The 19,357-nt window shown below is 48.5% G+C and carries 14 protein-coding genes; 7 read left to right on the forward strand and 7 right to left on the reverse strand.

Annotated elements, in window-relative coordinates; genetic code table 11:
• Positions 1-103: 103 nt before the first annotated feature.
• Complete coding sequence (locus tag ACYVF1_RS03450; RefSeq protein ID WP_461075639.1) at positions 104-3,139, forward strand: two-component regulator propeller domain-containing protein; 3,036 nt, start codon at positions 104-106, stop codon at positions 3,137-3,139.
• A 63-nt stretch (positions 3,140-3,202) separates the two neighbouring features.
• Here ACYVF1_RS03450 and hemE read toward each other — a convergent pair whose 3' ends face one another.
• Together hemE and ACYVF1_RS03460 are read right to left on the reverse strand one after the other, a co-directional pair.
• Complete coding sequence (hemE, locus tag ACYVF1_RS03455) at positions 3,203-4,231, reverse strand: uroporphyrinogen decarboxylase (RefSeq protein WP_461075641.1); 1,029 nt, start codon at positions 4,229-4,231, stop codon at positions 3,203-3,205.
• 133 nt (positions 4,232-4,364) lie between these two features.
• Positions 4,365-5,420, reverse strand: coding sequence for a methyltransferase (locus tag ACYVF1_RS03460; RefSeq protein ID WP_461075643.1), 1,056 nt, complete (start codon positions 5,418-5,420; stop codon positions 4,365-4,367).
• Between the two features lie 386 nt (positions 5,421-5,806).
• Here ACYVF1_RS03460 and ACYVF1_RS03465 point away from each other — a divergent pair, with 386 nt between their 5' ends.
• Complete coding sequence (locus ACYVF1_RS03465; protein WP_461075645.1) at positions 5,807-6,790, forward strand: methylenetetrahydrofolate reductase; 984 nt, start codon at positions 5,807-5,809, stop codon at positions 6,788-6,790.
• Positions 6,791-6,796: 6 nt separating this feature from the next.
• Positions 6,797-7,876, forward strand: a complete 1,080-nt coding sequence (locus tag ACYVF1_RS03470; RefSeq protein ID WP_461075647.1) for a glycosyltransferase family 4 protein — start codon at positions 6,797-6,799, stop codon at positions 7,874-7,876.
• Positions 7,877-7,910: 34 nt separating this feature from the next.
• Here ACYVF1_RS03470 and ACYVF1_RS03475 read toward each other — a convergent pair whose 3' ends face one another.
• The 3 genes from ACYVF1_RS03475 to atpA form a co-directional block, all read right to left on the reverse strand.
• Positions 7,911-9,389 carry a BNR-4 repeat-containing protein gene (locus tag ACYVF1_RS03475; RefSeq protein WP_461075649.1) on the reverse strand — a complete coding sequence of 493 codons (1,479 nt, stop codon included), beginning with the start codon at positions 9,387-9,389 and terminating at the stop codon, positions 7,911-7,913.
• A 142-nt stretch (positions 9,390-9,531) separates the two neighbouring features.
• On the reverse strand, positions 9,532-10,413 hold the full coding sequence (gene atpG / locus ACYVF1_RS03480) for an ATP synthase F1 subunit gamma (RefSeq protein ID WP_461075651.1): 882 nt from the start codon (positions 10,411-10,413) through the stop codon (positions 9,532-9,534).
• Between the two features lie 77 nt (positions 10,414-10,490).
• Entirely contained in the window at positions 10,491-12,065 is a 1,575-nt protein-coding gene (gene atpA / locus ACYVF1_RS03485) for a F0F1 ATP synthase subunit alpha (RefSeq protein ID WP_461075653.1), read from the reverse strand.
• A 361-nt stretch (positions 12,066-12,426) separates the two neighbouring features.
• Between atpA and ACYVF1_RS03490 the strand changes: the two genes are divergently transcribed.
• The 3 genes from ACYVF1_RS03490 (at position 12,427) to ACYVF1_RS03500 (ending at position 15,779) form a co-directional block, all read left to right on the forward strand.
• The gene (locus tag ACYVF1_RS03490; RefSeq protein WP_461075655.1) at positions 12,427-13,203 is read left to right on the forward strand and encodes an FKBP-type peptidyl-prolyl cis-trans isomerase; all 777 of its coding nucleotides are present in this window, start codon (positions 12,427-12,429) and stop codon (positions 13,201-13,203) included.
• A gap of 113 nt (positions 13,204-13,316) precedes the next feature.
• Positions 13,317-15,404 (forward strand): carboxy terminal-processing peptidase, encoded by a 2,088-nt coding sequence (locus ACYVF1_RS03495; RefSeq protein ID WP_461075657.1) that lies wholly within the window; start codon positions 13,317-13,319, stop codon positions 15,402-15,404.
• Between the two features lie 135 nt (positions 15,405-15,539).
• A complete protein-coding gene (locus ACYVF1_RS03500; protein ID WP_461075659.1) occupies positions 15,540-15,779 on the forward strand; it encodes a hypothetical protein in 240 nt (79 codons plus the stop codon).
• 32 nt (positions 15,780-15,811) lie between these two features.
• On the opposite strand, the gene ACYVF1_RS03505 is transcribed toward ACYVF1_RS03500, so the two are convergent.
• Together ACYVF1_RS03505 and ACYVF1_RS03510 are read right to left on the reverse strand one after the other, a co-directional pair.
• Positions 15,812-17,224: an MATE family efflux transporter gene (locus tag ACYVF1_RS03505; RefSeq protein WP_461075661.1), complete on the reverse strand. Its 1,413-nt coding sequence runs from the start codon at positions 17,222-17,224 to the stop codon at positions 15,812-15,814.
• 197 nt (positions 17,225-17,421) lie between these two features.
• Positions 17,422-18,312, reverse strand: coding sequence for a hypothetical protein (locus ACYVF1_RS03510; protein WP_461075663.1), 891 nt, complete (start codon positions 18,310-18,312; stop codon positions 17,422-17,424).
• Positions 18,313-18,529: 217 nt separating this feature from the next.
• On the opposite strand from ACYVF1_RS03510, the gene ACYVF1_RS03515 reads away from it, so the two are divergent.
• The gene (locus tag ACYVF1_RS03515) at positions 18,530-19,294 is read left to right on the forward strand and encodes a DUF4290 domain-containing protein (protein WP_461075665.1); all 765 of its coding nucleotides are present in this window, start codon (positions 18,530-18,532) and stop codon (positions 19,292-19,294) included.
• Positions 19,295-19,357: the final 63 nt, after the last annotated feature.

The following is a 19,357-nucleotide window of genomic DNA, read 5'->3' on the forward strand; positions in this document are numbered from 1 at the left end:
GTAATACGTTTAATGATTAATAGTCAGTTAATTAGTGACGTAATGACGTAAGAAATAGAAGTAGTACGTTCTAAACGTTTACTTTGTCTGTAAAAACAGATGTATGCGGCAACGGTTGGTTTCTTTGTTGGTTTTTCTGGCCATTATCTGGAATAGCTATGCCCAGCAACCGACGCTGACGTTCGAACACCTGACTACCAAAGAAGGCCTGCCATCTAATGACATCTGGTGCATCACAAAAGATAAAGAAGGCTTTTTGTGGATCGGTACGGGACGTAGCGTTTGTCGGTACGATGGTTATTCGTTTTATACCCCTGATAACCAGCGGCTAGGCTATAGTTCCGGCGTCTCCGTCGATTCGTCAGGAACAATTTATACCTCTGTTGCGACGAAAGGTCTGTGGGCGATCAATCCTGTAACCCTGACTGCGCAAACAATTCTCTACAATAATTATCAGGATAATGACCAAACTAACGACCTGCACGAGCGTGCTTTCGTCGATTCGTACGGTCAAATCTGGATGTGCGATTATGAATTGGTGAAGCGATATGATCCGAAACATAAAAAGCTACGACACTATCCTCTTTCTAAAACGCATACGACGCACGAAGACGCTACGTTTTTTGAAGATCGTCAGCGCAGGCTCTGGATTGTTTCGGAAGTGGGACTGTACCGGTACGACCGTCAGCAGGACAAAATCACCTGTTTATTAGGCCGAGAGGCTACTCAGGGAGCAAATCAGAAGCCAGTCCGACTGGAGATGGCCTTTGAAGATGCATCAGGAAACATCTGGATGGGGGCCTACGATCAGGGGTTGGTTTGTTTTACTCCGGCGAACGGAACGTTCCGATTTTTAACGAAAGAATTTGCTAAACAGAATGTAATCTGCGGTCAGGAATCGATCGATGCAAACGGACAAAAGCTATTTTTTGTCGGTACCGAAAAGGGACTAAGCGTCTACTACCCATCCCGAAATGAAGTGTACCACCTGCCCGAATTCTATCGGAAAGGCATTCATATCAAAACGATTTACGACGATAAGGTGAATGGAATTCTCTGGATTGGAACGCGCAAAGGACTGTTCAAGTATCGCTATCGAAACCCCGGAATTCATACTATCGACATACCGGCAAACATAGCGCAGTCACAAGTCGACATCACAAGTTTCCTGCCTATGCCGGGCAAAAGCTATTTGTTAGGTTTGTCACACTCCGGAGCATTGGCCTGGCAACCAGCAACGAATCAGTTCCGACTGTGGCCGTATCCAACGAACGCCTATACCAATCAACTGCACTGGATTAACGGTCGGCCCGTGGCTTTTACGAATCGAGGTCTATTTATTGGGAATCCGGCCACTGCTACGTTCTCGCCAATGAACGTAGCATCCAAATTGTTTACGTCTACCGAATTCAGAGACGGTTTGCTGGATCGGAAAGGTCGGCTCTGGATCGCCAATCTTACGGAAGGCTTAAAGGTGATTGACCCTGTAACCGGCGCTGAACACAAACTCTGGCCTGATTCGGAGAATCAGCGGCTGATGCAGAATAATTATATCAAGGCGATTTGTGAAGCCGATGACGGGAAAATCTGGGTGGCTACCTGCCCCAAAGGCCTTTACTACGTCGACGAACAATCGGCAAAGCCGGGTCAGGGGAAATTTGTTGATATTAGAACGTTGCCGATTAATAAAGGCAAGAGCTTGGGAGGCCTATGCCTGAACGCCTTGCAGCCGGGTACGAACGGATCTATACTGGTGGCTAGCTGGGGTGGCATAAATAAAATCTCGTCTAATGGGTTGATTTTGAGCTCTTTCGATTACGAACACGACGAGCTGCATGATACGTTCTGCTCCAATCTCTGCGAAGATAAATTTGGTAATATCTGGTTCAGCACGAATGAAGGTATTCATATTGCAAATTTGAAAACCCGGAAAATAAAGCATTTAACAACTATCGAAGGACTAAACAGCAATGCACCAACCGGATTTTTTAAAAACGGACCAGACGAGTTGCTGCTGGGGTATCTAAATACTATTAACGAGCTGGATATCAATGCGCTGGTTCATAGTAAATCCGTTCCGCATATCGCGCTTAGCTCCGTAGACGTGAAGGGAAAGCGATTGCATCAGGATATTCACAAGGAAATTGTCTTGAAACCCGACGAAAATTCAATTGCACTTAATTTTTCAACGCTGAATTTTGAACCTGCTTCTAAAAACGTATACAGCTATCAGCTAGAGGGTTATGAGCCGGGTTGGGTCGATATCGGTAATCAGCATACGGTGTCATTTACGAACCTGCCGGCCCGATCGTATACGCTACGTGTCAGAAGCAGTGATAGTTTTGGATTGACGACGGAAAAGCCGTTGGCCATCCGGTTAACCGTCGAGCCTTATTTTACGGACACCTGGTTTTTTAAAATTCTGATTGGGGTTTTCATTGGTGGCCTGATTGTTTTGCTGATGCGGTGGCGGTTCAATACGTTGGCCGAACGTAATCAATTAGACCTCCAGATTGCCGAATGGCGGCTGAAAGCGTTACAGTCGCAGATGAATCCGCACTTTTTGTTCAACTCACTCAATTCGGTACAGAATTATTTGCTGACCAATCGAGGCATTGAAGGAGCAAAGTATCTGTCGAAGTTTTCGAAGCTGGTACGTCGAATCATGGAGAATTCGAACCACCAGTACCTTTCGTTCGAGCAGATTATTGAAACGCTGAAAATGTATGTCGAAATCGAATCGTTTCGGTTCAATCACGAATTCAGCTATACGTTCGACATTGACGATAACGAGCAGCTATTAGATGCCATGCTGCCGCCGATGTTGCTCCAGCCCTACGTTGAAAATGCCATCTGGCACGGTCTGATGCCGAAAGAAGGAAAAAAGACGCTGACCGTAACGGCTCGAATTCAGCAGAACCATATCGTTTGCATCATCGAAGACAACGGCGTCGGACGAACGTTTGCCCCGCGTGTCGAGGGGCATATTTCGCGAGGTCAGGAAATGACGAGAGGTATTTTTGAATCACTACGTCGGAAAGACAGCAAGGCAAAGCTGGAAATTGTCGATTTGTTCGACGCTGATAATCAATCGGCAGGGACGCGGGTAATCATGACCATTCCCCTTGCACAGACGTAGCATGTTTGTTTTTATCCTGCTGAGGTATCTCTAAAATGCTACGTACCTCAGCAGGGTAAAAAATTAAGCAGCGCCCAACTCTTTGATCGCATCAACAAAACATTTGGCCTTGTCCGGATCGGTATCCGGATAAATACCGTGGCCCAGATTGGCGATGTAATGCTGGTGACCAAACCCATCGAGCATCCGCTTCACTTCAGCGCGAATCTGGGCAAAATCGGCGTAAAGAACACAAGGGTCCAGATTTCCCTGCAAAACCCGGTCGGGAATGAGCTGACGCGATTCATGCGGGTCCATGTTCCAGTCGAGGCCCACTACGTCGCAGCTGAGTTGGCCAATGTCTTGCCGGGCAAAGAAGGCTCCTTTGGCAAAAACCGTAACCGGTACGTCGGTGATTAAATCGCAGATTTGTTTGATATACGGCAGTGAGAACGTAGCGTATTGTTCAGGCGAGAGAATACCCGCCCAGGAATCAAAAATCTGAATCAAATCGACTCCGGCACGTATCTGCGCCTGTAGGTAGGCAATGGTGCTATCGGTGATCTGCTGAAGCAGCGCGTGGGCAAAATCGGGGTCGGTGTAAAGCAGTTTTTTGGCGACCGAAAACGTTTTTGAGCCTTTCCCTTCGGTCATGTAACAGAAAATGGTGAAGGGTGCTCCGGCGAAGCCAATCAGCGGTACGCGATTGTTTAACTCCTTTTTAGTCAGCCTGATCGCGTCTAATACGTAGCCAAGGTCACTTTCGGCATCGGCCACGCGCAGGCGGCTTAGCTCGCTCATGTTACGTACCGTTTGCGGAAAAACAGGACCACGACTTTCGATCATTTCGTAGGGGAGGCCCATCGCTTCGGGCACCACCAGAATATCGGAGAAAATGATGGCGGCATCTACATCGAAAGCATCTACCGGCTGAATGGTCACTTCAGCAGCGAGTTCGGGCGTTTTTGCCAACGTAATGAAACTGCCCGCCTGCTCACGAACGACCCGGTATTGAGGTAATACACGCCCGGCTTGTCGCATCATCCAGACTGGTACGCGTTCGGTCAATTCGCCCCGCGCCGTACGGAGCAGTAAATCGTTTTGTAAAGTCATGGTGCAAAGATAAACCGGGATTCCAACAAGATTAAAAGGATTTACAGGATTGGTTGGATTGCCTGATCGGGCTGCCGACGCGGCCTGGCTTCTAACAAGATGAAAGAATTAACTGGATTTTGCTTTGAACGTATCAGGCGGGTTTGCGCGCCCATATCAGGCTGTAGTCCAGTCCGGTAGGAATGGTTTCTTCCATTGGTTCCAGACCGGCCTCAACAAACCAGCTTCGGTATTCGGCCCGGCTGTAGCAACGGCCTTTTGTGCCCCAGAATAGTTGGGCTGAGTAGTCTGTCACTGCCAGTGGTCCATCTAACGTATCGTTCAAAAAGGCATCGTGCGCCCAGAGTTCGCCATTAGGACGTAACGCTTCGGCAAACCGATTTGCCAGTAATTGGCAGGTTGTCGTTGGCCAGTCGTGAAACAGGCTGGCTGCCAGAAGAATATCTGCTTTGGGTAACGTATCGGTCAGCATATCGCCTGCCAGGAACGTAACGCGCTCTGGAACGCTTTCGGCTCCTGGTCTACCACTCCGCCCAAAATCGTCAAGGAGCTCCTTTGCTACGTCCAAAACCGCCTGACGATCAAATAACGTAGCGGTTGAGGTAGGGTTATTAAGTAGCCACTCATAGGTATACAGACCCGTTCCGCCCGCTACGTCCAGCAGATGGCCTTCGCGCTGCGTCATTTTAGCCGCCACGATGGGAGACAAATGACGAGCGCGACCGGCCAGCCCCAGCGTGAATTTGCGGGACAACTCCGGATCGTCCATCGGCGAAGGTGCTTCACCTTCCTTGACGTATGAGATGCCATCGGGCGTTTCCAGCGGACCATCGTTTTGAAGACGTATCGCCATTTCAAGCACACCCGCATCGTCTTTCTCCAGACCAACGTAGCCGATCAGGTTATCGCTTTGACTTTCAGTCAGGAAGCGGCCCAGCTCCGTGATACCAAGTTGCCCGGCCTGATTATAAGCGAGCAGATTCATGGCGCACAGGGAAGGAAACAGCACGCTGGCTGGTCGTTCATTTAAATGGAGCCGCTTACTGAGTTCTGCTACGGAAAGTGATTCATGCACCAGCGTTTCAAATACGGGTATGTGATGAACAGCCGCGATTAAAATTCGGGAACTGTACATAGCCCTCAAATGACGGGTAATGGGAGCGGGATCGAGGTACTCGTGCGACTTCACGGCAGCGGTAGGTTTTGGTATAGCAAATAAATGATTTTATTGGTCAATAAAAGGTGATTCATTACTATAAATTGTATTCATAACAGGTAGTTACGGGCAATGTACTCTAGCCAGTCATCTCCTGAAAATGTTTCGTAAATCCTCTTATTAACATCGTAATTTCAGGCGCCATTTTAACTAATTGCAACTATTATCGATAGTATACGTTCCTTTGTACCTCCGAAAGCAGGAAAAGCACTGACAAAGCAGTAATCGATGCCTTTCTCCAACATCAGGCAGGATTAAAGACGGTGCGTATAGAAAGACAAATGATAATGACAGAAAATTTAGTATAGTAGATTAGAAAACCAGACGAAAAAGCCTGAAGTCCAAGTTTAAGTACCAGCATGTTTTTAGAAAAAATCAAATCTGCAGAATCAGGTGTGTTGCTTTATGGCATCACTCCTCCCAAAGTCGGTACTCCTCCTGAACGCGTTGCCGAGATTGCCCACAAAACAATTGAGCGATTAACTGCCCTGGATATCGATGCACTTGTGGTGTATGACGTTCAGGATGAATCGGCTCGAACAAAAGAAGAAAGACCTTTCCCGTTTTTAAACGCGCTTGATCCGCTTAGTTTTGCTGCCGATTATCTGGGTTCTTTGCAGGTTCCGAAAATAATCTATCGCCCTGCTGGTAAATTTTCGAACGAAGAGTTAACCGATTGGCTGGAAGAGTTGCATACGCAGCAATTCTATCCTGTTTTTGTTGGCGTACCGGCACCCGATTTTCCAGTAAAAACCAGCTTGCAGGAAGCCTATAAAATCTGGAGCAGGCATCAGGAAACATCCGTCATTGGCGCGGTAACCATCCCTGAACGGCATAACGTACTAAAAGATGAAGATGTCAGGATGCTGGATAAGATGAGCTGCGGGGTGTCTTACTTTATCTCACAGTGCATTTTTAATGTCGACTACGCGAAGCAGGTTGTCGAAGCGCTGCTCACGAACTGTAAGGGTCAGCGTATTAATCCTCCTACGATTATTTTCACGATTACCGCCTGCGGATCGGCTAAAACGCTTCAGTTTATGGAGTGGCTGGGCATTCACGTACCGGATGAGTTGAAAGAAGAACTGAAAAAATCAGACGATATTCTTGAGAAATCGGTGAAAATATGTCTTGATATTGCCTCAGCACTTACTACGTTCTGTCTTGAACATGGTGTTCCCTTCGGCTTCAATATCGAAAGTGTGGCCATCCGCAAAGCAGAAATTGAAGCTTCTATTTATCTGACGAATGCAATAGGGCAGATGCTTCAGGACAAAGGGTTGCGGAAGGCGGCAAAAGATGTTGCCATGATGACGGAGGCACCGCATTTGCCCAAATTATAAAAACGGATGCCTTCTCTTTTCATTGACACCGAACGTCTGCGTGACCTCAACAGCGGCTTAGGGCAGGTGTGTCTGCATCTGGGGCATGAACTGATACGTCAGTGCCCGCCTTCCTGGCGGCTAACGTTTCTGGTGCCTAAAGGAAAATCAGGCATTTTTGGGGATACGGTCAAGTACATCGAAGCGTCCTGGCTACGGAAAATCTGGATTCCGGGCCAATACGATGTCTGGCATTGTCTGCATCAGGATTCAGCCTACTTACCTTCTAATCGGGCAACTAAACTGATGCTGACGGTGTATGACCTGAACTTTCTGGAACGTACTGACTACTCGCCGGCCAAGAAAAACCGACGGTTGGCCAAGCTTCAGCGAAAAATCAACCGTGCTACGTTGCTGACGGCCGGCTCTGCCTATACTGCTTCCGTCATGCGCGAACATCTGCACATTCCAGCCAGTACACCCTTGAACGTAGTGTATACTGGCGTAGCGGTCAATCCAGAAAATACGCCCTCGGAATTACCTGATAATCAAATATTCAACGTAGCATTTAAGGACGTACCGTTTTTTCTGTTCGTTGGGGTTATTCACCCGAAAAAAAATGTGCACACGCTGCTGCCACTGCTCGAAGCTTTCCCGGATTATCGGTTAGTATTGGCCGGCCCCGACCGGCATCCATACGCACAGCACATTCGCGAGCAGGCACAGAAATTAGGCGTTGCTGATCGGCTCGTAATGCCCGGCCCGGTTGATGAAGCCACTAAACTTTGGCTTTATGAGCACTGTGAGGCCTTTTTATTTCCTTCTCTATCCGAAGGTTTTGGTCTTCCGGTTGCCGAAGCCATGACATTTGGGAAGCCCGTTTTTATTTCAAGACTGACGAGTTTGCCCGAAGTAGGAGGGAAGGAAGCCTATTATTTCGAAGATTTCGAACCGGAAAACATGGCCCGAACGCTTGATGAGGGACTACGTGATTTTGCCCAGAATCCACTACGTCAGGAGCGGGTACGTCGGCGAGCGAATGGGTTTTCCTGGCCAGCGATTGCCGGTGAATACTGGAAATTATACGAAGAACTCGCCCGAAAGTAGCATTGCTACGTTCCAGTGATTACGATGTACTACGTTACTTGGGAGAAATCGGCAGCGGTTTTTCCATATCAGCCTTCATTTGAGCAGGAAGCTGAAAAACCTGCCCATCCTGATTGCAGAAATAGAGATAAGAAGCCGATAGCTGACGTGCATTTCCGTCAGCCCAGAATGCGTAAAAACCGGGATGGGCAGCTACTGGCCGGCGGGGGTAGCTCTGATTTCGGGTTTTGTTCTGGGTAATCGGTTTGCCTGTTTTCCAGCTTTTCCCCTGATCCTTACTTTCCAATAGTACCAAATCGCCACCCGTTCCATAGGGTTGAGGACCAGCGTTTACCGGCCCAATAATGCGCCAAAGATTACCTGCTACGTAGAGCGAACCCATGTCATAATTGTGGTCCGATTGTGCTACGTCGTGTATGGTCCACTGCTGACCCGTCCAATGGGCAACGTGCCAGCTATAGGGGCCATTTTCAGGACCCGGCTCGGGGCCTTTACTGGTAACGTACAAAATAACTGGACGTCCCTTATCGTCGTGATTTACATCGCTGATGTAGACGTTTAGCCCGAGGCTTTTATAGTCCTTAACCAGTGCTGAATTAGTTGTCGTTGTTAATGGCAAACGTACTGACTTCCCATCTGCAGTTTTCCAGTTTTGACCAAAATCGTCCGTTTCAACGTAGTATAAGTTAGTGCGGTAATCCAAACCCGCTCCAGTTTCCGTATCGGGATGGTAATTGAAAGCGCTACCCACCTTGTTTTTCCACTGATTACTGCTCTGATAATGACCTTCTTCAATTGTGGCAATATCTTTCCAGGCTGACCAGTTAATCCCGTCATGACTCGTTAAAAACGAAATTGTTCGGCGGGGTTTGTTTTTGCCATAACGTAGCACGTTTCGGTCGTAATGAGTCATGAGATTGAAAAATCCACGTCCGGATTGGTAATACGTTTGCAGGTAAGAGAAATTGTCGAACGGTATTTTTTCGCCTTTTTCGTTCAATCGGGTGGCGTCAATCCGCTCAAAGCTGCTGATATCGTGGGATTTGCTGCTACGATGAATAAAAGAAGGTCGTTCGGTGCCATGCGATGTCGAAAAAATCCAGACATAGCCTTTATCATCAAGCTGTATTACTGGATTATCGTGCGCGTCGTCTGTTTGTTTGTTGAGCAGTAATGTAGGCCGAGATACCATCCCGGTTTTATGATCGAAAAAGCCAACCATATGGCATAACTGACGCGAAGTTGAATCTGTGACACCACCATAGCAGAAAAAGGTTTTTTGAACCGACGGCGCATAAACGGAAAAAGGATAATGATTGGCCGGATACGTACCAAGTCCCCCGCTGTATTTGTGCACATACGTATCGTTGGTCTTCCCGATAAAATACCAAATGCCTCTATACCCCGACGCTTTCTGATTAAGGGTTTGCGCCTGAACAAGGCTGATAGTGCTTAGCAATACTATGCACCAAATCAGTTGACTTTTTAGACGTAATCTGCATTTTTTGCTCATGTACTTTACTGCGTAAAACCCCAAACTTTATTTAATAGGAAGACAGTTCAGCCGGATTTTACTTACGGAAACGTATTAAAAGAAGAAGGCCACAACCCGATTGAGCTGTGGCCTTCTTCAGAAAACCTATTGCGAATAACGATTAGGCATTTGCCAGGGCTTCGGCACCACCCACGATTTCGAGGATTTCGGTCGTGATGGCGGCCTGACGTGTCCGGTTGTAGACCAGACGAAGCTCTTTCAGCAGTTCACCGGCGTTATCCGTTGCTTTATCCATAGCCGTCATTCGGGCACCGTGTTCGGCTGCGTTCGAATCCAGAACGGCTTTGTACAATTGAATTTTAATCGTTTTCGGAATCAGCTCCGTTACGATTTCTTCTTCCGACGGTTCAAAAATGTAATTGATCGAGCTTGTCGAACCAGCTGTTTCAGCAGCCACAATGGGTAGCATCTGTTCCATCCGTACAATTTGCACCGCTGCGTTGCGGAACTCGTTGTAGATGATTTCTACTACGTCATACCGGCCTTCGGCGAAACCGGCCATGGCTTCTTCGGCAGCCGCGCGAACGGAAGCAAAGTTTAATGAGCTGAACGTATCGACGTGCGTAGTATTGACTTTCATGCCCCGACGCGCAAAGGCTTCAGCGCCTTTTTTGCCGATAGCCATAATCTCTACGTTACCCGCCCGAGCCTGCGACGCGTATTTTTCGTCGATCAGTGCCAGCGCTCCTTTCACGGCGTTTGTGTTAAAAGCTCCACAGAGGCCCCGATCCGACGTAACAACAATCAGCAACACCCGATCAACTGTCCGGGCCTGCTTATAAGGGCTTTCCGATGCCGTTTCGGCTCCCGCCGATACAGTACCGAGCATCTGGCTTAGCTTCTGGGCATAAGGCCGTAGCTGGGTTATATTTTCCTGCGCCCGACGCAGTTTTGCCGCCGACACCATTTTCATGGCTTTGGTGATCTGCTGTGTCGAGTTGATCGATGCGATACGGGCGCGTACTTCTTTAAGAGAGGCCATAGTGGTCGATAGTCGTCAGTCGGTAGTTAGTAATCGTTGGCTTACGACTACTAACTACCGACTATTGACTTAGTATTTTAATAATTGGCAGACAAATCAGCAGCTACTTTCTTCAACGTAGCAGTACCTTCGTCCGTCAATTTACCGGCGCGAAGCTCGTCCAGTACGTTCGGATATTGGGCACTCAGCACCATTCCAAACTCGCTTTCGAACGCTTTTACTTTGTTGACAGGTACTTTGTCGAGTAAGCCGTTCGTCGAAGCGTAGATAATAGCAACCTGCTGTTCTACGGACACTGGAGCGTATTGAGGCTGTTTCAGCATCTCCTGATTCCGGCGACCCCGTTCGATGGTAAGTTTGGTCGACGCATCAAGGTCAGAACCGAATTTCGCGAAGGCTTCCAGCTCGCGGAACTGCGCCTGATCGAGTTTCAACGTACCAGCTACTTTCTTCATCGACTTGATCTGCGCATTACCACCCACACGCGATACCGAAATACCTACGTTGATGGCTGGGCGAATACCCGAGTTGAACAAGTTCGACTCCAGGAAGATCTGTCCGTCCGTAATCGAAATTACGTTGGTCGGAATGTAAGCCGATACGTCACCAGCCTGCGTTTCGATGATCGGAAGCGCCGTCAGCGAACCACCACCTTTCACTTTGTCCTGCAACGATGGTGGCAGGTCATTCATGTTTTTGGCGATCTCGTCGTTGCTATTGATTTTAGCGGCCCGTTCCAGCAGGCGGCTGTGGAGATAGAATACGTCTCCAGGATACGCTTCACGTCCTGGTGGGCGACGTAGCAGTAGCGATACTTCGCGATAAGCAACCGCCTGTTTCGACAGATCGTCATAAACAACCAGCGCTGGGCGACCCGTATCGCGGAAAAATTCGCCAATGGCCGCACCCGTAAACGGCGCGAAGAACTGCATCGGAGAAGGGTCAGAAGCATTGGCCGATACAATTACCGTGTAATCCATAGCGCCCGCCTTACGTAACGTAGCTTCTACCTGCTTCACGGTCGACGCTTTCTGACCGCACGCTACGTAGATACAGAATACTGGCTGACCTTTGTCGTAAAATTCTTTCTGGTTGATGATCGTGTCGATCGCCACAGCGGTTTTACCCGTCTGACGGTCGCCGATGATTAACTCCCGCTGACCGCGGCCAATGGGGATCATGGCGTCGATAGCCTTAATCCCGGTTTGAAGCGGCTCGTTCACGGGTTGACGGTAGATTACACCCGGTGCTTTCCGTTCCAAGGGCATTGGGAACACGTCACCCTGAATAGGGCCCATGCCGTCGATTGGCAGACCGAGCGTATTTACGACGCGACCTAAAATACCATCGCCTACGTTCACATAGGCAATCTGATTGGTACGTTTAACGGTGTCGCCTTCTTTAATTTCTGAATAATCGCCGAGCAATACTGCTCCAACGTTATCTTCTTCGAGGTTCAGGGCCATTGCCTGAAGCCCATTGTCGAACGACAGCAATTCGCCGGCCTGCACTTTGGAGAGGCCGTAGATACGCGCTACGCCGTCGCCGATTTGCAGCACCGTACCGACTTCTTCGAGTTCAGCTTCGGTTTGGGTTCCGGCCAGTTGCTGGCGCAGAATGGCTGATATCTCGTCGGGTCTTACGGAGTCCATATATGAAAGGGAAATTTTAGTTTGATTTTTCGGCCGCAAAGGTACAATTAAAATTTCATAAAAATGCGACGAAATGAAGAAATGACGCCTGAATCTTAGACTTTTCCGATATGCCGCCCCGATTCAGTCAACCACTAAGCCAGTCTATCGAACCGTTTATCCAAAATCGCCGTACATTAGGCGGCTAAAATTGTCATTAGCCAAATTTTCAGCTACTTTTAATAGCTGAATGTCGTTTAAAATCATGAAGTTAGGAGTCACGAGTTTTTTTTCGAAACTGTTCGATAAATAAACTTTTATCCTATTCGTTCATGTTTTAGGAATAGTATAGTTCTGTAAGTTCACACGTTTACTTTTTCGCATGAAGTTTAACCAATGGATGCTGGCCGGTATGATGTCGGCTGTTTTTATGGCCGGTACTGCGGCTGCACAAGGAAAAAAACCTGCCGTTTCTAAACCTAAATCAGCGGCTCGGCCGACTGCCACCGCAAAATCAAGTGCATCGGCCGCGAGCATGGCATCTTCTCAGGACTCGGTTAGTTATAGCATTGGCCTTTTTATGGCCCAGAACCTCAAACAACAGGGTTTGGCCGATGTTAATACCACGCTACTCACGCAGGGATTGATGGATATGCTGAAGGGTGATAATACTAAACTGACTATGGCGCAGGCTGGTCAGATTATGAACAACCTGATGCAGAAAAAGGCCGCTGGACAACAGGCTGAAATGATGAAGGTTTCGGCGGAAAACAAAAAGGCAGGTACGGCTTTTCTGACGGAGAATAAAGCGAAGCCCGGTGTAGTCACTACGTCCAGCGGATTGCAGTATTCCATCGAAAAAGAAGGAACTGGTGCTAAACCAACAGACAAAGATCGGGTTAAAGTACATTATACCGGCCGCACGCTGGATGGCCATGTGTTCGACAGTTCAGTTGAACGAGGCCAACCTGCCGAATTCGGTGTTACTGAAGTGATTAAAGGCTGGACTGAAGCCCTGCAACTGATGCCCGTTGGTTCGAAATGGAAATTGTATATTCCATCCGATCTGGCATACGGCGACCGGGGAACCGGTGGCGACATCAAACCCGGCGCTACGTTGGTCTTTGATGTCGAGCTGCTTGATATTGTTAAACAATAACTAAGAGTGAAAGCGCGAAAGAATGAAAGAGCGGTCCGTCGCCACGGTGAATAGGTAACCAGATCACCAACACTCTTTCGCTCTTTCACCCTTTCGCCATTAATCTGGATCGAATGAAAAAGTATCTGGTAACCCTTTTGCCCGTGCTGATGCTGAGTTTTCAGCCGGATTCACCCTCAGATGCATCTACGCTGAGCCGTGCTTCTAGTCACGTGAGTCGACAGGCTTCTCCGATCGATGATCTGAAGCCTACGGTGTCACAGGAGCAGGTAGAGACGCTGGTAGCCAAGCTGCTAACAACGTATCACTATCGTAAGGTACGGCTCAATGATTCGTTGTCGTCAGTGATTTGGGATAACTATCTCAAAGAGGTCGATGGCAACAAGACGTATCTCCTGGCGTCGGACGTAGCCTCTTTTGAGAAGTATCGCAATCAAATTGATGATGCCCTGATTAATGGCGATCTTTCGGCGGCTTATGATCTCTACAACGTATTCCGGAAACGGTATCAGGAACGTAGCGCTTTCGTTAAAGAGCAACTTAAAAAGCCGTTCACGTTTACTGATGACGAAAGTTTTAACACCGACCGCGAAAAGGCATCTTGGGCTAAAACGCCTGCCGAACTGGACGAACTCTGGACAAAGATTATCAAGAATCAGGAATTGGAACTGCGGCTTGGTAATCGGAAGGACAGTGCGGTAACGGCCCTGATGACCCAGCGGTATGGCAACCTTGATAAAGCGATCAATCGCATTAAAAGCGCCGACGTGTTCCAGATGTATATGAACTCGTTTGCCGAAGCGCTTGACCCGCACACGAATTATCTGTCGCCCAACAACGCTGATCGTTTTAACCAGGAAATGAGCCAGTCGCTCGAAGGCATTGGCGCAATGCTACGTGAAGACGGCGACTATATTCGGATTACGGAAGTGTTGCCCGGTGGTCCTGCCTTTAAGAGCAAACTCCTTCAGAAAGAAGACAAAATTGCCGGTGTAGCTCAGGGCGATAATGGCCACATGGTGAACACAATGAACTGGCAGGTTGATGAGGTTGTAAAACTCATTAAAGGCCCCAAAGGTACCGTAGTACGCCTGCAAATCATATCGCCCAACGCGATAGCAGGAGCTCCACCCAAAGAGATTCGTCTGGTTCGTGAGAAAATCAAACTCGAAGAGCAGCGGGCTAAGAAAGAAGTCATTGAGGTATCGGACAATGGTCGGCCATTTAAAATTGGTGTGATTAACATTCCGATGTTCTACCGCGATTTCGAAGGTGCTCGTAAGCGTGAAGAAGGCTTCAGCAGCACGACCAGCGATGTGAAGCGGTTTGTTGAAGAACTGAAAACTGAAAAAGTAGACGGTATCGTGATTGACCTGCGCGACAACGGCGGTGGTTCGCTGACCGAAGCCATCAACCTGACAGGGTTATTCATTCCGAAAGGCCCGGTTGTGCAGGTTCGTGAGTCGACAGGTGAAACGGAAGTCTACACCGATCCTGATCCATCTGTTACGTACGACGGCCCCATGGCAGTGCTGGTGAACCGGTTTAGTGCCTCGGCCTCCGAAATCTTTGCCGCAGCTATTCAGGACTACAAACGGGGTGTTATCGTTGGCGGTCAAACGTTCGGAAAGGGAACGGTGCAGACGCTGATCGACCTGAATCAATGGTTGCCTAAATCACAGGAGAAAGTTGGTCAGGTAAAAATGACTATTCAGAAATTTTATCGGATTAACGGCAGCAGCACGCAGCACAAAGGCGTAACGCCTGATATTGAGCTGCCATCCGCTTTCTCGGCCGAAGAATATGGCGAGAGTTCGCAGCCAAGCGCCCTGCCTTGGGATCAGATTGGTTCGACTCGTTACGAACAGTCGACGGCGCTAAACGACAAAATCCTGACCCGTCTGCGCGAAAAATTCGATCAGCGGTTAAAGTCGGACCCGGAATTGAAACAACTGGCGCAGGATCTGGCCGATTTCAAGAAGGCCAAAGAAAACACGGTTGTATCATTGCAGGAGTCGAAACGTCGGAAAGAACGGGATGAAGCTGAGAAAAAACGAGCGGCTGCCAATAAAGTTTCGCAGGCTGCGAGTGCACCCGTTGACGAAACAGGAACAGCGGCTGCTCCGAAAAAGAAAAAAGACCCGTATCTGAACGAAGCGGGTTTGGTATTAGCCGATTATATTCTGGCCGTTAACAAATAAGTGATACGTCCAGGCGTTTTAAAATCCCGTGTGGCAAACTGTCACACGGGATTTTTCGTTTTTAAAACGCTACGTTACCTTGAACAGTAACGTAACGATTTGATTGGTACTTATTTATCCTAACCGCTACGTCCTTTGTGGTATTTTTTGATTAAGCAGGATGCGCTCGAGCAGGCGCAATACGAACAATTGCAAAAACGGGCTTCGTTGACCGAAGTTGAGATTTTCAACGAACCTTACGAAAACTGGTACGTCTTTTCCGTCGAAAAAGAAAACTACGCTACGTTCATGGACCACTTAGACCGGGATGGAATTTCCTATGAGCTTACTTCAGACCGACCTAGTCGTGATGAGTTGCTCGATAGTATGCGCTAAAAATGTGGCTTGGTCCAGACACAGGTACTAGCTTACGAAGCTGAGTGTACAGGAAAATCAGGCTCAGACTGACTAGGCAACACGGGTTCATACCGCTTTACCCGCCGAAAAAATCGCCACGTTAACAACGCGGCCGCTAGGGTAAGGCCAGTCAGTAAGCCGATCCAAACGCCAACCGCATCAAGCTTGAATGGGAAGGCCAATACGTAGCTGAGAGGAAGGGCGACTACCCAGTATGAAAACAACGTAATCACCGTTGGTACGTTCACGTCCGACAAGCCGCGCAAACCACCGAGCGCTACGACCTGCACACCGTCAGAAAGCTGAAAGAAACCCGCAATAATAACCAGCGATGCGGCAATCTGCATCACACTCGGGTTATCGCGGATATACAACGTAACGAGCCAGTCGTTAGCCGTCAGGAAGAGCAATGCAGCCAGGCTCATAAAACCAACCGACAGGATAAACGCGGCTACGCCCGCCCGCCAGATTCCTTCCTGACTGTTACGTCCCAGGGCGGCACTGACCCGAATCGCTGCCGCCGACGAAATGCCCGTTGCCATCATATACGTAACGGAAGCCATGTTGATGGCAATCTGGTGAGCCGCCAATTGGTTTTCGCCCAGCCAACCCACAATGACGACGGCCAGCGAGAACGTAGCAACTTCGAAAAAAAACGTTAGCCCCCCCGGAATTCCCAGACGCAGAACCGTCCAGGCTTCGGCATTGGTTGGCTGGGATCGAAATTCCGGTTTTAAATATTCCTTGAAGCGTTGAGCCCGGTAAATGTAAGCCAGCATGGCCCCGGCCATAAACGTTCGTGACAGCAACGTAGCCGTTGCTGATCCCATCAGGCCAAGTTCTGGAAACGGCCCAATGCCTTTAATCAATACGTAGTTCAGCAACGCGTTGACCAGCAATGCCGACAACGTAATGGTCATGGCAACGCGTGGGTAACGCAGCCCGTCGCAGAGTTGACGAGCGGCCACAAAAATCAGCAGGGGTAATAGCGACGCACTCAGAATGAGCATGAAATCGCGCGCCAGTTGCGTTACGTTAGGAGTTTGGCCAAACAGGTCGAAGTTAAACGCCAGCAGTACCGATAATCCACCTAAGATAAAACTGAGTAGCAGAGCCACCCGAATACCCGCCCGAAAAAAGCGGTTTATGGAAGCCGGGTCGCCCTGACTGCGTGATTTCGATACCAGTGCCGCCACGACCGATAGCCCACCGACGCCAATGCTCGACATCAGAAAGGAGAGCGAATTGGCCAGGCCAGCCGCTCCTAAGGGCACTGAACCCAGCAATCGCCCAACGAATAGGTTATCGGTAACGCCCATCAGGACAACTCCAAGTTGCGCAATGATGATTGGCACGCTAAGTCGAACGGTATCAAGGAGTTCGGTGCGGTAAGAAATGGGCGTGGGGTGTTGAGCAGCAGACATGAATAGAGGTAACGTAGCGCCGTTACATGAAGTGTGCCGCAAAAGTAGCGTATTCCCTACGTTTGCCGATGGAACATATACAAATTTGGAGACTCACTTAGCCCTAAAAAAAGACTCCCCGATAACGTAGTACGTTCGGGGAGTAGATGAATCTTAACCTATGCTATGTTGATACCGGGTGACGTAGCACTAACAGGTCAGTTTTGACGTGTTGGTATCGTACCAATGGGTGTTACTTCATAGTCGAAGAATTTAAGGGCCACCTGTATGGTATTCATTTTGGTTCCGCGTTGAATCGGGTAGCCGTCGGCATTCAATGTATAATCGTAGAAAAAGCTTACAAAGGGCGAATTACTGCCGGGTTTGTAGTGATGCTCCATAGGAACCAGGTGAAGCTGGTCGAAATCACCAAATATTTTAAGATACGTGTCCAGTGGCTTCACCGTTGGATTGAGTCGGTTTTTGTCGACGAGGCCGCCGGTTGGACTTCCATAACTATGCCAGATATTCTCGTCGTTTACGCCGGAAGCATCTGTATGGTTAATCCAGTCGATACCGTGATTGGGGTTGTACGTGAAATCCCAGCGCTCATTATTTATCGTGCTTTTAATCTTCTTGAGGTTCCCTTTGAGGCCATTCTCGGTGTAATACTCATAATCATACGAACGTTCAGTCTCAACGTTACCCTGAAAATTAAAGGTTTTATGATGCGAATGAGTCGCTTTACCGTCATTATTCAGGGTGTAAAATTCTTGCTTGGTAACTTTTCCACTAAGATGTTCCGTCTTTGTAATCACACTACCGTTGAATCCATAGCCATAGTCGATATAGTGGTTTGGGTCAAGCGATGCTTTTATCAACCGGCCATCACTACTATAGGTTAATACGGTATTTCCATCTTTCGTGAGGGTATATTTTTTGAAAATACTCACCACCGGCGGAATATCAAATTGGTTCACACCCGTACGGGCTGCCCCATTTTGCTGCGGCATCGGATCGGTCAGATTATTTTTGTCGCAGGAAATTAACCCAATTGAGAATAAGAGAACTGCGGCCACGAAAGCCGAAATTTTTACTAATTTGTTCATTGTATTTGTTGTTTTGGTTGCGGTCCGCCGTAGCGGTTTAACACTGCAAAACTACCGGGGCTGTCAAGTCGCCACTAGTCTGAATCAACAACAAGCGGGTTTGAGTCAATAGCTGGTGCCTGGGTCAACAAACAGTACGTTTCCTTCGCAGGTAGTGCCTTGTACCCTGTGGCTTTCTTTGTACTTTTGTTCTCTTAAATAAAATCAGGCAAAGCCTTTGAAAGAATACGGCAGCAGTATCCAAAAGCTGGTTGACAACATGGTCAACATTGAGGATCGGGAAAAACGGACTCGTTACGCCCACATCCTGATCGAATTAATGCGGCAAATTCACCCCAACATGAAAGATGGGCAGGACTACTACAATAAACTGTGGGACGACCTGTATATCATGTCGGGCTTCACGTTAGATGTCGATAGTCCTTATCCACCCCCGTCGGAAGAAGCACTGGGTAAAAAGCCGCAGCGGGTTCCCTACAACACGCACCATCTGAAATTCAAGCACTTCGGACGTAATGTCGATTTGCTGGTGGCAAAAGCAACCTCGCTGGAAGACCCCGACGAACGCCGGGCGTTTGTGTCGTATCTGACCCGCCTGATGCGTACTTTCTACCAGGCCTGGAACAAAGAATCGGTTGAAGACGAAACAATCTACCAGAGCTTGATCGATTTATCAAGCGGTAAACTTTACGACGACATTAAGCTGATTCGGGAACAAGGGCTGGTGGAATCAACCCCGCGCGAACGTACCGGCGATCAACCCCAACGTATCAGCAACACGAATCACCGCGACGGCAGTCAGCGGCCCAATAATCAGGGGCGACCGAATAACGGCCAGGGCGGCCAGCGCAACTTCGGAAATCGCAATAATAATCAGCAAGGGCGTTCCAATAACCGCAACGATAACTCAGGCGGCCAGCGCAATTTTGGCAATAATCGCCCCGGCAACAATCGTAACGACGGCCCACGCCGACGCAGATAATTTTTTAATAAATAATGGTTAGTGAATAATGAACGGGCTGCTAACGTAGCGTCTTAACATTAT

The sequence above is a fragment of the Spirosoma flavus genome (assembly GCF_054778555.1).